Here is a 17307-nt window from a genome sequence, read left to right on the forward strand (position 1 = left end):
GATCCGTTGGGTCGATGATTTTTTTACGAAAGGATGTGTCCATCTGTCTGCACAAGACAGATTTATGATGAAGAAGATAGTGATTATCGGGTCAGGGATCGTCGGTGTCTCGGCTGCTTATCATTTAGCTGGTAAAGCGGACGTGACGGTCATTGACCGAAAAGAAGAAGGAAGAGCAACGGATGCGGCAGCTGGAATCGTGTGTCCGTGGATCGCGCAGCGACGCAATAAAGCTTGGTATGCACTGGCGAAAGGTGGAGCAAGTTATTATCCTAAGGTCGTCAAAGAGCTGGAGGCTGAAGGGGAGACGGACACCGGGTACAAACGAGTCGGGACGCTTGCACTCCATGAAGAAGTAAAGCTCGACCAGATGATGGAGCGAACGTTATTGCGTCGAGAAGAAGCACCAGAAATCGGTGAACTCGAACGATTGACTGCAGAGGAGGCGCGACGTCGTTTCCCACCACTTTCCGATGAATATGATGCACTACTTGTGACAGGAGGGGCTAGGGTCGACGGAGGTCGCTTTCGCGCTGCACTTGAGAGAGTCGCAACAAAGCGAGGCGTCAAATTTGTCAACGGTTCCGCACGGTTGACGAGTGGAGATGAGATTGGTGTGGAGTGTGATGGGATGGTCTATAAAGCGGATGAAATCATCCTCGCGACGGGTGCTTGGTTACCGGAGTTGTTACAGCCTCTCGGATACACGGTACGAGTCGATGCGGAAAAGGCACAGCTCGTCCACGTCCAATTAAAAGATACAGACGCATCAGACTGGCCGGTCGTCATGCCGCCACGTCGACGCTATTTACTCGGATTTGACGACGGGAAAGTAGTCATCGGTTCGACACATGAGAAAGGAAAGGCGTTCGACGTTCGTCCGACAGCAATCGGTGTACACGAAGTACTGACAAAAGGTTTGGAGTCGGCACCTGGACTTGCTGAAGCAGAGCTCGTTGAAACGAAGGTCGGCTTCCGTCCGGTCACACCGAATTCCATTCCCGTTCTCGGCAGGGTGCCTGGGGCAGAAAAACTATTAGTCGCAAACGGTCTGGGTTCATCCGGTTTGACGGTCGGCCCATTCATCGGAAAAGTGTTAAGTGACCTTGTTCTGACAGAAGAGGCTGAAGTGGATCTATCGCTCTATCCGATCGAAGACTTTATTTATCGCACATGAAAAAGGTGACTGTCTGCTCATTTGTAGACAGTCACCTTTTACCGTTTCATGACCCCGTTCAAAAAGAAATGAAAGTAGACTTCCATCGTTTCCTTCATGTCCTCGATTGAAAACTGAGGATCGGATAGGATGGCCTGCTGCATGAATTGAACATACCGTAAATACGAAGAAGTGGATAACGTCGAATCGATTGCTCCCTGGTTCTTCCCGTATTCAATCAACTGGGCGAAAGCAGTATATCCCCGAGTCGCAAGCTGTTCCCAGTTCGGATCTTGTTGAATCATTTCCGTGATGGTCTCGTCAAAGAGAACCGCCGTCTGGATTTTCCGTTTCAAGATCTCGACGAGTAACGCATCAAATGGGGCGTTCGACTCAATGGCGTGTTCGATCCAACTCATCTGTTCTTCTGTCATTTGCTTTAAGACTTCCACGATGACCTGGTCTTTCGACCCGAAGTAATTATAGATGGATACCGGGGAGACCTGTGCCCGTTTCGCTAACTCACTAATTGTGAATCGGGATTGTTTCTCTGCCATCAAGTCCTGAGCGGCACGTATAATCGCTCGTTGTTTCTCTTCGGTGCGTTTCGTAAATCCATCCATTGAACTAGACGCTCCTTTCTCTAGTTTTGTAATCAATATACCATTTCCATTTCAAAAAAGAACGTAATATACTAGTTTTGTAATCATATTGTTCAGATATTACAAAAAAGGAGGGGTCAAGATGATTCGGATTCAGCGATTGACGAAACGTTTTGATGAGACACATGGCATTTTTGATGTATCACTTCATGTGACACCAGGAACAATCTTCGGATTCATCGGACCGAACGGCGCAGGAAAATCGACAACGATTCGACACTTAATGGGTCTTTTGAAGCCGAGTGAAGGAAAGGCGACCATCAACGGATTTGATTGTTGGCAGGAGACGGAGCAAGTGAAGCGGAGCGTCGGCTATTTGCCGGGGGAAATCAATTATCCTCAAAACATGACGGGGGAAGAGATCATTCGATTGACCCGCCACCTGCACGAAACGAATCCGGATCGTGAACGGCACCTACGTGAACGGTTTTCATTCGATGAGGCGACGAAAGTCCGAAAGATGTCAAAAGGGATGAAGCAAAAGCTTGCCATCATCACCTGTTTCATGAAAGATGTGCCCGTCTATATATTGGATGAACCGACGAGCGGATTAGACCCGCTCATGCAAGAACGTCTAATCGATTGGCTAATTGAAGAAAAGCAATTAGGGAAAGCCATTCTCATGAGTTCTCACCATTTCCCTGAGATGGAGCGGACGTGCGACCGCGCCGCCTTGATCAAAGATGGACGCATCATCATCGAAGAAGACATGGAACAGCTACGCCAACATAGCGTGAAACAGTATCGAGTCGAATTTTCAACGGAGGCGGAGGCTGTTCGATTTGCTGCAGATTCTGGTGAACGGGATGGTAGACATGTCGAGGTCACCATTTCGACACCGACAGAGTTGAATCACCTCATTCGAGCGTTGGCAGATTTTCAGATTCAATCGCTGGCAAGTGGTACAGACGAGCTCGAACATTTATTCATGCAATATTACGGGGAGGCGACCTGACATGTTGATTCGCTCCATGTTGAAACAGAATCGCAGTTGGATTCTTGGATATTCAGTCGGAACTAGCGTGTATCTCTTTTTCTTAGCCTCAATCTTCCCATCTATTCAAGAAACAGGGTTGATTGAAGCGAAATTAGAGTCGTTGCCAAAAGAGCTTCTCGACGTCTTCCAAATCGATGCGTCGATGGCGATGGACAACGTTCTCAATCTATTGTCGAGTAACTATTATGGATTGATTTTTTACGTGTTCGCCGTTCTATTCGCATTGACTTTTGCCTCAAAACTGTTGGCCAAACCGGTCGACTCCGGAGAAATCATGCTGTATATGGCAGCCCCGATTTCGCGGGTGACGTACGTGATAGCAAGTTTTGTCGTCTTACTGGTGGCAGTTGGGCTATTTGTAGGTTTAAATGGATTGAGTTTGATGGCAGCGGACCTTCTGTTCGATTTACAAATCGACTATGCGGTTCTGTGGATGCTTCAATTGAACGGGGCGCTCATGTTGCTCGTCCTAGGCGTAGCCGCATATGTGATTGCGAGTCTGTTCGATGACAGTAGTAAATCCTATATGGTGACAGGTGGGATCTTCACATTCTTTCTCATGGTCAATATCATTCAGGGAGTGAGCGAACAATTTGATTGGATGTCGAACTTTTCATTCTTCTCACTCTTTGATGCGAGCGCCATCATGCGTGAGGAATATTGGGGAATCCATTTCATCTGGTTGCTCGGTCTACTCGCTGTCTTTTCAGCCCTCTCGTTCATCCGTTTCACTCGAAAAGATTTGACGATTTAGTTTTCCGAAATAAATTGTCGGGTATGGTACAATCAGCTCGTTAGAATGAAAAGGGGATGAATGAGATGTTATACGCTACATTACGTAACAAGGTAGAGATTCCAATGATCGGCTTTGGTGTCTGGAAGGTCGATAATGAAACCGAGGCACCAGCTGCTGTCGTTGAAGCCATCAAAACAGGCTATCGTCATATCGATACGGCAGCTATTTATAAAAACGAAGAAGGTGTCGCAAAAGGGATTCACATCTCAGGTATCGACCGTTCGGAACTGTTCATCACATCAAAAATTTGGAACGATGATATCCGTGAAGGAAAGACAAAAGAGGCGTTCGAAGATTCATTGAAACGTCTTCAAACAGACTATTTGGACCTTTGCCTGCTCCACTGGCCGGTTGACGGTTTTGTCGATGCATGGAAAGATCTCATCGATTTATATGAAGCCGGAAAAATCAAGGCAATCGGTGTGTCTAACTTTAAAGAACATCATCTGGAAACGTTGAAAGAAGCAGGCTTGATGGCCCCGCTCATCAATCAGGTCGAACTTCATCCACAACTCCCACAACCTGATTTGTTGGACTACTGTCAAGATGAAGGGATTCAAATTGAGGCGTGGAGTCCACTCATGCAAGGTAAGTTTTTAGACATCCCTGCATTTTCTGAAATTGCTGAGAAGCATGGGAAGACACCTGCGCAAGTAGTGCTCCGTTGGCATCTTGAATCTGGCCATGTCGCGTTACCGAAATCGGTGACACCGCATCGAATCCGTGAGAACTTTGACGTATTCGACTTTTCTCTCGACTCAGATGACCTTGCGAAGATTGATCAAGTGGCAACGGGTGAACGTCTCGGACCAGACCCGGATGAAATCGACTTTTAAGTGAGATGGGGGCTCGTTTATGCGAGCCCCTTTCTACGTGTAGAGACACATCGATGCGGGTAATGAATATTATGTTGCTAAAAGGAGGTGTCTGATCTTCGTCTAGAAGATCGTGCATATGGACTTATCAAAATGGCCAATTGTAAACTGGGTCGCTTTTTTAGCGACCGTCGTGATCAATTATTTCGCGAGTGGTGACAACGCCGCGGTTTCTGATCGAATCGACATTTACTTTAAGCCGGCAGGATATGCCTTCTCGATTTGGGGTGTCATCTATGTCGCGTTACTCGTTTGGCTGGTCTTACAGTTAAGGAAAGGAACGACGGCGAATCGTCAAGCCGAGCGTATGAAAGCTGGATTCTTAATCTCTTGCGTGCTGAACGGCTTATGGCTCTTAGCATTCACGAACGAGTGGTTCATCCTTTCCCTTGTCATCATGGTGTCATTCTTAGCTACCCTTTGCTGGCTGTATTATATCGCCTTTCGGACATCTACGAGCTGGCTCGATCGATTCCCGTTCTCCATCTATATCGGCTGGGTATCAGTCGCAACAATTGTCAACACATTCGTTGTGATGAAGACGGAACAGATTACATTATTATTAGGTCTTGATGAACTCGCTTGGACCTCACTTATGCTGATGGTCGGTGTGATTGTAGCCCTTCTCTTTATGTGGTGGCATCATGATTTTATCTATCCACTCGTATTTGTCTGGGCGTATATCGGAATCTTTGCGAGAATCGAAGAAGGGACTCTTTATGTCGTGATCGTCAGTGCCCTGGCTTTACTCGCCATAGGATATATTGGTTTGTTTTTATGGAAACGTCCTAAATCATTTTTACACCACCCGCGTAAAACGGTAGAACAATAATCAAAAAAAGGATGTCCTATGGATATCCTTTTTGTGTTCAAAAGAACCTATAAATAAATAATATTCATGGATATTTATTCTTTATTGAATATAACTAAAAACGATGAATCCATTGATAACAGAAGTGTATACGCTTTCAATAAGATTCAACATCATTCCTATTATGCAAAAATACATACAACTCACTTGATTTTTCAGAATATTTAGAACAAAATGTTAATTACGAAACTGTGAGTGAAAGGGGTCGATGATATGAGTCGAGTTGGTCTATATGACTCAAAATTTGAGAAAGATGCGTGTGGGATTGGACTTTACGTCAATTTACATGGGCTGAAAAAACATGAGATCGTCGAAAAATCACTCTCGATGTTATGTAATTTAGAGCACCGGGGAGGACAAGGTGTCATCGATGCAGGTGATGGGGCGGGTATCATGACTGAGATCCCACATGAACTCTTCACACAAACAATGAACCTTCCGTCGCCTGGTCGTTACGCTGTCGGAATGGTTTTTTTTCAGCCGTCTGAGAATCAACTCCACGAAAAAACGGCCATGATGGAACGCATGGCGGATGAACTGGACTGTTCGACGATTGAGTGGCGTGAAGTACCTGTCGATCCATTGCAAATCGGAGAGCATGCGCGAGTCACGCAACCGGTCATCTATCAATGGTTCATCTCATGTCCATTCCTTGACGAGGATGCGAATGAGCGTGTCTTCTATGAACTTCGTCGAAAAATCGAAAAAGTCGATGCGTTACACCTATATATCGCAAGCCTGTCAACGAGAACGATCGTGTATAAAGGAATGTTGACACCAAATCAAATCGCAGCATTTTATTTAGATTTGCAATCCCCTCAATACAAGAGCACGTTCGGCATCGTCCATTCTCGCTTCTCGACGAACACGTTCCCGTCTTGGGAACGGGCACACCCGAACCGGATGATTGTCCATAACGGGGAGATTAACACGCTTCGAGGAAATATCGATGCGATGCGAGCACGAGAGGGTGTTACATCAACAGATTTATTTGAAGACGTTCATCACTTGTTCCCTGTCCTTCAAGAGGACGGAAGCGACTCGTCTATGCTCGATAACGCTTTTGAATTCTTCACACGAACCGGACGCTCAATCGCACACACTGCGATGATGTTGATTCCTGAACCGTTCGTCGAAGGGCAGATGGAGTCGTTCAAACGTGACTTTTATCAATATCATTCATCCATCATGGAGCCATGGGATGGACCGACTGGGGTCGTCTTTACAGATGGACGTCAAATCGGAGCGATTTTAGATCGTAACGGCTTGCGCCCGATGCGTTATGTCGAAACGTTGGACGGGGAATTGATTCTTTCCTCTGAAACAGGAGTTATTCCGGTTGATGCAGAGAACGTCAAATCAAAACAACGTCTTAGACCGGGACAATTATTGTTGATCGACCTGATTGAAAAGCGATTGATTCCAGATCATGAGATCAAAGAGACGATTGCAAAGTCAGAGCCTTATCATAAATGGCTCAAGCAGATGATGACCCTCAAGGATAGTGGGGTCATAGAAGAGGAACTATTTGAGCTTCAGCGTGTGCAACGCGCGTTTGGGTATACAAAAGAGGATATTGAGCAGTATATGGTTCCATTAATAAAAGACGAGAAAGATCCAATCGGCTCGATGGGGCATGATCAACCAATCGCCGTGCTCTCGACTCGTCCTCGGTCACTCTTCCATTACTTCAAACAGCATTTCGCGCAAGTGACAAACCCGCCAATCGATGCCTTGCGAGAGAAGATTGTCACGGCGACATTCACTTGGATCGGTCCGCAAGGGGATCCGGTTCATACCGGACGCGGTCATGCGAAGCGTGTGTGGTTAGATCATCCGATGATTGATGGGGCAAGCCTTAAGCAACTTGACGAGAAGCTCAAGCTCGAACGAGTCGATACGACGTTTACAAATGATTTAGAGTCGTCGCTTGAAGCCCTTTTGCAACATGTCAGCCAGATTGTACGAAATGGTGCGAACGTGATCGTCCTTTCTGACCGACTCGTCAGTAATGAACGGATTGCGATGCCGTCTCTTCTCGTTCTGAGTGCGGTTCATCAACACTTGATTCGAGAGAACTTGCGATCAAACTGTAGTCTTATTTCTGAGAGTGGTGAAGTTCGAGAAGTGCATCAGGCAGCGACCTTGATTGGATATGGGGCAGATGCAGTGTATCCTTACGTTGCCTATGCGACGATTCGAGATTTAGTCGAACGTGAACAAATTATGCATTCACTTGAAGAGGCCATCCGCTCGTATCAAAAAGCGGTCGTTGAAGGGATCGTCAAAATTATGTCGAAAATGGGCATCTCGACGATTCAAAGTTATCGCGGAGCTCAAATTTTTGAAGCCGTTGGGTTAGACCGTGATTTGATCGAGACGCATTTCAGGGGAACGACATCTCAACTGTCTGGAATCGGATTTAAAGAGCTTGAAGACGAAGCGAAAACACTCCATACGTCTGCCTATGCGACGAATCGTCCGCTCGAGGCGGGAAGTGATTTCCAATGGCGTGCAGACGGGGAAGAGCATGCATTTAACCCGAAGACGATTCATTTGTTACAACGCGCCTGCCGTGAGAATGAACGTAAATATTATGATGCTTATGTGAAGCTGCATGAATCATCAGGTCAGTTCATCCGACAGTTGTTTGCGTTTAAAACACAGCGTCCTGTGCCGCTCGAAGATGTGGAGCCAATCACGTCGATTGTTCGTCGATTTAAGACGGGAGCGATGTCATTCGGTTCGTTATCGAAAGAGGCGCATGAAACCCTCGCCATTGCCATGAACCAGATTGGTGCGAAAAGTAACTCAGGGGAAGGGGGCGAAGACCGGGCCCGCTTCGTCCCGGATGAGTTTGGAAACGAACGCATCAGCCGCATCAAGCAAGTCGCTAGCGGACGCTTCGGCGTGACGGCCGAATATCTATATCATGCCGATGAGATTCAAATCAAGATGGCGCAAGGCGCAAAACCGGGTGAGGGTGGTCAACTCCCAGGAAACAAAGTGTACCCATGGGTCGCTGAAGTCCGGGGATCGGTACCTGGCGTCGGCCTGATCTCACCGCCTCCGCATCACGATATTTACTCGATTGAGGACTTAGCTCAGCTCATCTTTGACTTGAAGCATGCGAACCCGAAGGCGAAAATCAGTGTCAAACTTGTCTCGAAGTCAGGCGTCGGGACGATTGCAGCCGGTGTCGCCAAAGCGAATGCCGATACAATTGTCATTAGTGGATACGATGGTGGAACCGGAGCTTCTCCAAAGACATCAATCAAGCATACAGGACTTCCATGGGAACTTGGACTCTTAGAGACGCATCAAACGCTCGCGTTGAACGGCTTACGGGGGAGAGTCACCCTCGAGACGGACGGGAAGCTCATGACGGGGCGAGATATCGTCCTAGCTGCCATCTTTGGTGCCGAAGAGTTTGCGTTTGCGACAGCACCACTTGTCGTTCTCGGATGTATCATGATGCGCGCATGTCATTTGGATACGTGTCCCGTCGGTGTGGCGACGCAAGATCCGGTACTTCGTCAGAAATTTATGGGGAAACCAGAACATGTCGTCAACTTGATGACATTCTTGGCCGAAGAAGTCCGAGAAATTTTAGCATCACTCGGTATGACCTCACTCGACGATGTGGTCGGTCGAACGGATCTTCTTGAAGAAAGTGAATGGAAGACGAGTCATCCGAAAGCGGGACGCTTAGATTTGTCCCCAATGCTTACGATACCGACCCCATTACCGGAACGAGAAGAACTGGCACATCCTGCATATCGCTCATACGACCATCGCAAGCTCATCCCGGCTGTATCACGTTCCATTACTTCTACTCAACCAACGTTCTTCGTAGGTCGTGTACGAAATACCGATCGAGCGGTCGGAACGCAATTAGGGTTTGAAGTGACGAAAGTTCATGGTCAGGTAGGTTTACCGGATGATACGATTTCGCTTCGCCTGAGCGGGTCTGCTGGTCAAAGCTTAGGGGCATTTTTACCAAGGGGCATCACCATTTCCGTTATCGGAGATGCGAACGATTATATTGGGAAAGGTTTGAGTGGCGGTAAATTGGCGCTGATTGCTGAAAAGCATGCACCATTTGATGAGAGTAAACAAATGATTGCCGGTAACGTCTGCTTGTACGGAGCGACGAGTGGTCAAGCGTTCTTTAACGGGCATGTCGGCGAGCGGTTTGCCGTTCGAAACTCTGGTGCGACAGCGGTCGTCGAAGGAGTCGGGGATCACGGGTGTGAATATATGACCGGTGGAACCGTTCTCGTTCTCGGTGAAATCGGACGGAACTTCGCCGCAGGTATGTCAGGTGGAATCGCTTATATATACGGGGAGCAAGCGTATGATCGACTCGTCAACGAGGAGCTCGTCTCCGTCGTAGGAGAGTTGAACGATGAAGATATGGAACAAATTTATGCACTTCTCGAAGCGCACCAATTCCACACAGACAGTGTCAAAGCACGGACCATTTTAGAGTCGTTTGAACAAGCGCGCTCTCACTTTGTGAAAGTCGTTCCGAGAGATTATGCGAACGTATTGGACGTCATGCGTCAAATCGAGACACATCGACCAGAATTGAGCGAAGCGGATCGGGCACTCGAATTGTTCCGAGTCGTGACTGAAGGAGGTACCGCATGAAACACAACTTTTTGAATATCGCACGAACGAGCTTACCAGAACGGCTTGTCGATGAGCGGGTGAGAGATTATGAAGAATACGCGACGCGATTGGATGACGAATCGGTCAAACAGCAAGCCGCGCGTTGTATGGACTGTGGTACACCGTTTTGTCACGTCGGTGATTTGATCGGTCAAGAAACGATTGGATGTCCGATTCACAACTACATCCCTGAATGGAACAAGCTCGTGACGAAAGCGGATTGGATGGGCGCATACCATCGATTGATGGAAACGAATAACTTTCCGGAGTTCACAGGGAGAGTTTGTCCGGCACCGTGTGAGGGGTCTTGTACACTCGGAATCAGTGAAGATCCAGTTGCCATCAAATCGATTGAACGAACCATCATCGATCGGGCGTTTGAAGAAGGGTGGGTGAAACCAAGACCGGTCCATCGAAGAACCGGGATGACGATTGCCATCGTCGGAAGTGGTCCTGCAGGTTTGGCAGCCGCTGATCAATTGAACCAACTGGGGCATTCGGTCACAATCATCGAGAGGTCGGATGAACCAGGGGGGCTACTCATGTACGGAATCCCGAACATGAAACTGGATAAGGATGTCGTAAGACGTCGCATTCGATTGCTCGAACAAGAGGGAATTGTCATCCGGACGAACATGGAGGTCGGTACCGACGTGACGGTCGATTCACTTCGTAACGAATTCGATGCGGTCATCTTCGCGACAGGGGCTCAGAAACAGCGCACGCTCGGGATCGACGGGGATGATGCAGAAGGTGTCGAAATGGCAATGGATTATTTGACGGCTTCTATGCGTGAGCGTAAAGGAGAATCGCTTCCGTCCATGTACGATGCCAAAGACAAAAATGTTATCGTCATCGGAGGTGGGGATACAGGGGCCGATTGTGTAGCGACTGCAATTCGTCAAGGAGCGAAATCCGTCGTCCAGTTCGGAAAGCATCCATCCAAAGGATTGTTTCGTGCACCAGAGAAACCTTGGCCCCTTCAACCTGACACACTTACGAACGATTATGCGTATGCTGAATCACTCGAGGTCTATGAGAAAGACCCAAGAACGTATTTGATTCGTTCCAACCAAATCGTCGCGAAAGAAGGACGTGTCACCGGAATCGAGACGGAGCGGATGACGAAAGTGGTCAATCCAGATGGACAGGCGACGTTCTTTGTGGAGGAGGATTCCCTCGAGATTTATCCGGCGGACCTTGTCCTCGTCGCGATTGGATTTGAGCGACCGGAACAGGAATTGCGAAAAATCGGTGTCGAGAAGACGAAAAACTTCCAGACGGCAGCGGACAATGTCTTTGTCGCCGGAGATGCGAAGCGGGGACAAAGCCTGATCGTATGGGCGATTCGGGAAGGACGAGAAGTGGCAGAGGTCGTCGATGCGTATCTCGATACTTGCAAGACCGAATTAAAAACCTCATCATAAAAAGGAGCGACATTCGTCGCTCCTTATCTTTTGTTAGGAGGAGTTTTATGTTCACCGAAATTCTCATGTATACGGGAATCTGGTTTATTCTCATCCTGATTTTATTAGGGACCATTTATTCACGACGGAAAAAATGATTAAAGTACCATCGCGGCAATGACGCCGAAGATGATGAGTGGAATGTTGTAGTGTAAGAACGTTGGCCAAACCGTTTCACGTAGGTGATCGTGTTGACCGTCAGCGTTCAATCCACTCGTAGGTCCGAGTGTCGAGTCACTCGCTGGGCTTCCTGCGTCCCCAAGTGCTCCTGCAGTCCCGATGATGGCAATCGTCGCCTCGACGGAGAACCCGTATTGTACACAGAGCGGGACGAAAATCGCTGTAATGATTGGAACGGTCGAGAAGCTTGAACCGATTCCGAGCGTGATGACAAGGCCGACAAGCAACATGACAAGAGCCGCGACCATTTTAGAATCACCCATCAAATCGCTTGCGCCATTGACGAGCGGTTCAATCGCACCTGTCTCGCGTATGACAGCGGCGAATCCACTTGCGGCAATCATGACGAAACCGATGAATGCCATCATACGCATCCCGCTTGTGAAGATGTCATCTGCCTCTGACCAAGGGATGAGGCGGAAAATTGAGAGTAAGATTAGTCCTGTCACTGCCGATGCAATCATCGACTCCGTCTGCAATTGGACGATAAGGACAATCAGTACAACGACAAGTGTCATGATCATCTTTATACCACTCATTTGACGAACTTCATAATCAGTTGGTCCGAGCGCGATTGTTTCGTATGAACGAGGTTTTCGGTAATGAATGAACGCAGCAATCAAACCGACGACCATCCCTAATGCGGGGATGCCCATGATTGAGACGATGTTCACATCACCGACAGATAAACCGTTCGCTTCGACGTTTGCGATTAAAATTTCGTTCAAGTAAATCCCGCCGAACCCGACAGGTAAGAGCATATAAGGAGTCACAAGACCGAACGTCAAAATCGTTGTAACGAGACGCCGATCTAATTTCAATTCATTAAACAATACGAGTAACGGTGGAATCACGATCGGAATAAAGGCGATGTGAATCGGGAGCACGTTTTGTGAGCTGATTGACAATAATAAGAGAAGCGACAATAAGAACGCTTTAACATAGCTCACTCGTTTTCCTGACACGTCACGACCTGACATGGCAATCAATTTTTCTGCTAGGACGTCTGGTAACCCTGTCTTTGATAACCCGACGGCGAATGCACCGAGGAGTGCGTAACTAAGCGCAATGCTCGCTCCACCGCCTAGACCGTCACTGAAGGCGGTCAACGTATCGTTGAACCCAAGTCCTCCAACAAGCCCTCCGACTAGCGCTGCTAAGATTAATGATAAAACAATGTGCACTCGACTGATGGCGAGTGCGAATAAGACGATGACTGCAAGTAAAACTGCGTTCATATCAATCCAACACCTTCCATGTTTTCTTTCTCTTGGTATCACTTTAATATGATAAAGACTTTTTGAAATTTAACATATGATGTGTGTCTTGTCAAATCAATATGAAAAAAAGCGATAACTCGTTAAAGTTATCGCTCGTCTGTTACATGTCAACGTTATGATAGACTTGGCGCACATCTTCTAAATCTTCAAGAACATCAATTAATTTTTCAAATTGTTCTTTTGATGCATCATCAAGTGATACTTCGTTTTGAGGAAGCATCGTCAATTCTGCCACGGCAAACTCTTCTACTCCTGAAGCTTTGAAAGCGGTCTGTACAGCATGGAATGCTTCTGGCTCAGCGTACACAATGACCGTCTCGTCTTCCTCGATGACGTCACGGACATCAAGGTCATGCTCCATCATGAGCTCAAGGACATCATCTGCCGACAAATCATTGACACCGATGACGGCTGTTGCATCGAACATATACGCGACCGAACCGCTGACTCCCATGTTGCCTCCGTTTTTACCGAAAGCGGCACGAACTTCTGAAGCCGTACGGTTGACGTTATTCGTCAACGTATCGACGATAACCATCGCGCCGTTTGGACCGAAGCCCTCGTATCGAAGCTCATCAAAATTTTCTTCGTCGCCACCTTTAGCTTTATCAATGGCGCGGTCGATAATCGCACGAGGCACGTTATACGTCTTCGCACGCTCCACCACGAATTTTAATGACTGGTTCAACTCAGGATCAGGTTCCCCTTGGCGGGCGGCCACATAGATTTCACGACCGAACTTCGCATAGACGCGACTCGTATTCGCATCTTTTGATGCCTTCTTCTCTTTAATGTTGTTCCATTTACGACCCATTACATGTCATCTCTCTTTCCATTTGTACGTAGATTCATTACAGATTATATAAGAAGTTGCCTGAATTGACGAGAAAAGTTTTATTCTTCGCCTTTATCCATCTTTTCCACGATTTCTGTTAAAGTCTTCAAACTCTCGAAAAGTCGATCGGTTTCGTCCTCATTTAAAAAGGCGAGTCGTTCTTCAAACAGTTTTCGGAACGAGTCTCTTCGTTCGAGCAAAATATGCTCACCTTTTTCCGTCAACTGGTTCCAGATGACACGGCGATCGCGTTCGTCTGGGACACGGGTGATATACCCTTCATTTAATAACTTTGTGATAAGTGGGGTGACATTAGGCGGTGCGATGGAGAGTGTCTCGCTTATCCGTCCGTTTGTGACAGCCCCCTCGTCTTCAATCAACATCAAGAGATGGAAATGAGAGAAGTTTAAGTTCGGGATTTGAGGAAAATCAGATCGTCGTAACAATTTACGACGAATTAATGGAATCAGTTTGACAAACTGGTCCGCTGCATCTTGTTTCGGCATAATAGATTCACTTCCTAGTTAGGTTCTAACTTTATTATACACGAGTTAGGTCCAGTTGAACCTAAAAACGGGTTGATGTGATGAATGATACATCTTATATGCTGTTGAATCGACACAAGTTATGTAAGCGTTTACATAAAGAGTAAAACACATTTTCATGAAAACGTATTCGATTTTACTGAGGGGACTCTAAAAAATCAAGAGCTATCAACAAATGACAAAAAAATATTGTGAAAGAGTTCACATTGTTGTCACCCACAAATCCTGAAAAACATTGTATTCTATGAATGTGAAGGAAAGCACAATCTCTTGAAAGCAGTAATCACATTGTGTCTTCTATCAAGTCAATATGTTCATTAAAAGCTCTCAATTATGAGGAGGAACCTAACATGGCAGTCAAAGAGAAAGCAAAAGTGGAAACTACGGCAGAACAAATGGTGGATACGCTCGTAGCGAGTGCGCACAAGGCACTTGATACGTTGATGACGTTCGACCAAGAGAAAATCGATCATATCGTCCAGGCGATGGCACTTGCAGGACTCGAGCAACACGTCGCACTCGCGAAATTAGCGCATACAGAAACAGGTCGCGGTGTCTTTGAAGACAAGATGATCAAAAACATCTTCGCGACAGAATATATCTACAACTCACTTCGTGGAGAAAAAACAGTTGGCGTCCTTGAAGATGATGTTCAAAACGGAATCACGTATATCGCAGAACCAGTCGGTGTCGTCGCTGGGGTCACACCGGTCACTAACCCGACATCAACAACGATGTTTAAAGCAATCATCGCCATCAAGACACGTAACCCAATCATCTTCGCGTTCCATCCATCAGCGCAACAATGTTCAAGTGAAGCAGCTCGTGTCCTCCGTGACGCAGCGGTAGCGGCAGGTGCTCCTGAAAACTTGATTCAATGGGTTGAAGTTCCATCACTTGATGCAACGAAAGCGCTCATGAACCACCCTGGTGTGGCGATGGTCCTTGCGACTGGTGGGGCAGCGATGGTCAAATCGGCTTACTCGACTGGTAAACCAGCACTTGGCGTCGGACCTGGTAACGTACCGGCCTACATCGATAAGACTGCGAAAGTGAAACGTGCCATCTCAGACGTCATCCTTTCAAAAACGTTCGACAACGGGATGATCTGTGCGTCTGAACAAGCAATCATCGTCGACCAAGAAGTATATGAAGAAGTGAAAGCAGAAATGACGGCACTCGGTTGCTACTTCTGCTCACCTGAAGAGAAAGCGAAGCTTGAAACGCTCGTCATCCGTACGGATACATGTGCGGTCAACCCTGAAATTGTTGGGAAGCCGGCAGCATGGATCGCTGAACAAGCAGGTCTCAAAGTTCCAGCTGATACGAAAATCTTGATTGCAGAGCTTGAAACAGTTGGCGCAACTGAGCTTCTCTCTCACGAAAAATTAAGCCCAGTTCTTGGTGCATATAAAGTTCAATCACGTGAAGAAGGATTCGCGATTGCTGAAAAAATGCTTGAAATCGGTGGACTCGGTCATACAGCGGTCATCCACTCAACAGATGACGATGCCATCCTTGAATTCGGTCTCCGTATGAAGGCTTGCCGCATCATCGTCAACTCACCTTCAGCGCACGGTGGAATCGGTGACCTTTACAACGAAATGACACCATCCCTCACGCTCGGTTGTGGGTCTTACGGTAAAAACTCCGTCTCAGAAAACGTGACGGCGAAACATCTACTCAACGTGAAAAAGGTGGCGAGACGTCGCGTGAATATGCAATGGTTCAAAGTACCTGAAAAAATCTACTTCGAGAAAAACTCAGTTCAATACCTTCAATCGCTCACAACGAAAAAACGGGCGATGATCGTCACAGATGAAATGATGGTCAAACTCGGATTTGCTGATAAAGTCATCAAAAACTTGCCAGCAGGTGTTGAGTACCGCATCTTCGACCAAGTCGAACCTGACCCATCGGTTGAAACGGTCATGAACGGTGCCGAAGCAATGCGTCACTTCCAACCAGACATGATCATCGCACTTGGTGGTGGTTCACCGATGGATGCCGCGAAAGGAATGTGGCTCTTCTACGAACGTCCAGAAGAGAAGTTCTCAAACCTTCGTCAAAAATTCATGGATATTCGCAAACGGACGTACAAGTTCCCGACACTCGGTAACAAATCAATGTTTATCGCCATCCCGACAACGTCTGGTACAGGTTCTGAAGTGACACCGTTCACAGTCATCACTGACAAAAAACGGAACGTGAAATATCCGATTGCTGACTACGCGATCACTCCAGACGTTGCCATCGTCGACCCTGAGTTCGTCATGACCGTCCCAGCTTCAATCACGGCTGATACAGGGATGGACGTCATGACACACGCGATCGAAGCATACGTTTCCGTCATGGCGAATGATTACACAGACGGGCTTTGCCTCCGCGCCATCAAGATGATTTTCGACTACCTACCAAAAGCGTATGAAAACGGTAGCGACGCGGAAGCTCGTCAGAAAGTACACAATGCTTCAACGATGGCGGGTATGGCGTTTGCGAACGCGTTCCTCGGTATCAACCACTCGATCGCTCACAAAATCGGTGGAGAGTTCCACGTGCCACACGGTCGTACGAACGCGATTCTCATGCCACACGTCATTCGTTACAACGCGACACGTCCATCGAAACTTGCGGCATTCCCGAAATATGAGTCATTCATCGCTGACGAGCGTTACGCAGAAATCGCACGTTACCTCGGTCTTCCAGCAAGCACGACAGCTGAAGGTGTCGAGTCACTCGTGCAAGCGATCATCGAGCTCGGTCAACGCTTGAATATCAAACTTTCGTTCAAGGCGCAAGGCATCAAGAAAGCAGAACTCGATGCGAAGATCGACAAGATGGCGGTCGACGCATTCGAAGACCAATGTACGACGGCTAACCCGAAAATGCCGCTCGTTGAAGAGTTGAAAGAAATCATGTACGCAGCATACGAAGGCGTATAAGGTTCAAAATTTACAAGGGGCCCGTTCA

General features: G+C 47.3%; 12 protein-coding genes. 8 read left to right on the forward strand and 4 right to left on the reverse strand.

The window, feature by feature from the left end:
- The first annotated feature begins 67 nt into the window (after positions 1-67).
- Positions 68-1177, forward strand: coding sequence for an NAD(P)/FAD-dependent oxidoreductase (locus KNO94_RS01855; protein WP_214777075.1), 1110 nt, complete (start codon positions 68-70; stop codon positions 1175-1177).
- A gap of 38 nt (positions 1178-1215) precedes the next feature.
- On the opposite strand, the gene KNO94_RS01860 is transcribed toward KNO94_RS01855, so the two are convergent.
- Entirely contained in the window at positions 1216-1779 is a 564-nt protein-coding gene (locus KNO94_RS01860; RefSeq protein ID WP_214777077.1) for a TetR/AcrR family transcriptional regulator, read from the reverse strand.
- 121 nt (positions 1780-1900) lie between these two features.
- On the opposite strand from KNO94_RS01860, the gene KNO94_RS01865 reads away from it, so the two are divergent.
- From KNO94_RS01865 to KNO94_RS01890, 6 genes are all read left to right on the forward strand, one after another.
- On the forward strand, positions 1901-2773 hold the full coding sequence (locus KNO94_RS01865) for an ABC transporter ATP-binding protein (RefSeq protein ID WP_214777079.1): 873 nt from the start codon (positions 1901-1903) through the stop codon (positions 2771-2773).
- A gap of 1 nt (position 2774) precedes the next feature.
- Positions 2775-3569, forward strand: a complete 795-nt coding sequence (locus tag KNO94_RS01870; RefSeq protein WP_214777081.1) for an ABC transporter permease subunit — start codon at positions 2775-2777, stop codon at positions 3567-3569.
- 65 nt (positions 3570-3634) lie between these two features.
- Positions 3635-4447, forward strand: coding sequence for an aldo/keto reductase (locus tag KNO94_RS01875; RefSeq protein ID WP_214777083.1), 813 nt, complete (start codon positions 3635-3637; stop codon positions 4445-4447).
- Between the two features lie 118 nt (positions 4448-4565).
- Positions 4566-5318: a tryptophan-rich sensory protein gene (locus KNO94_RS01880; protein WP_214777085.1), complete on the forward strand. Its 753-nt coding sequence runs from the start codon at positions 4566-4568 to the stop codon at positions 5316-5318.
- 252 nt (positions 5319-5570) lie between these two features.
- Positions 5571-10010 carry a glutamate synthase large subunit gene (gltB, locus tag KNO94_RS01885; protein ID WP_214777087.1) on the forward strand — a complete coding sequence of 1480 codons (4440 nt, stop codon included), beginning with the start codon at positions 5571-5573 and terminating at the stop codon, positions 10008-10010.
- Positions 10007-11458, forward strand: a complete 1452-nt coding sequence (locus KNO94_RS01890; protein ID WP_214777089.1) for a glutamate synthase subunit beta — start codon at positions 10007-10009, stop codon at positions 11456-11458. The genes gltB and KNO94_RS01890 overlap by 4 nt, the downstream gene beginning before the upstream one ends.
- Positions 11459-11595: 137 nt before the next feature.
- Here KNO94_RS01890 and KNO94_RS01895 read toward each other — a convergent pair whose 3' ends face one another.
- The 3 genes from KNO94_RS01895 to KNO94_RS01905 form a co-directional block, all read right to left on the reverse strand.
- Complete coding sequence (locus tag KNO94_RS01895) at positions 11596-12915, reverse strand: Na+/H+ antiporter family protein (protein ID WP_214777091.1); 1320 nt, start codon at positions 12913-12915, stop codon at positions 11596-11598.
- 142 nt (positions 12916-13057) lie between these two features.
- Positions 13058-13771 carry a YebC/PmpR family DNA-binding transcriptional regulator gene (locus tag KNO94_RS01900; protein WP_214740479.1) on the reverse strand — a complete coding sequence of 238 codons (714 nt, stop codon included), beginning with the start codon at positions 13769-13771 and terminating at the stop codon, positions 13058-13060.
- Between the two features lie 80 nt (positions 13772-13851).
- Entirely contained in the window at positions 13852-14298 is a 447-nt protein-coding gene (locus tag KNO94_RS01905; RefSeq protein WP_214740481.1) for a MarR family winged helix-turn-helix transcriptional regulator, read from the reverse strand.
- A 389-nt stretch (positions 14299-14687) separates the two neighbouring features.
- Between KNO94_RS01905 and adhE the strand changes: the two genes are divergently transcribed.
- Positions 14688-17279 carry a bifunctional acetaldehyde-CoA/alcohol dehydrogenase gene (gene adhE, locus KNO94_RS01910; RefSeq protein WP_012726208.1) on the forward strand — a complete coding sequence of 864 codons (2592 nt, stop codon included), beginning with the start codon at positions 14688-14690 and terminating at the stop codon, positions 17277-17279.
- Positions 17280-17307 lie beyond the last annotated feature (28 nt).

This window comes from Exiguobacterium sp. s22 (assembly GCF_018617455.1).
Classification (GTDB): domain Bacteria; phylum Bacillota; class Bacilli; order Exiguobacteriales; family Exiguobacteriaceae; genus Exiguobacterium.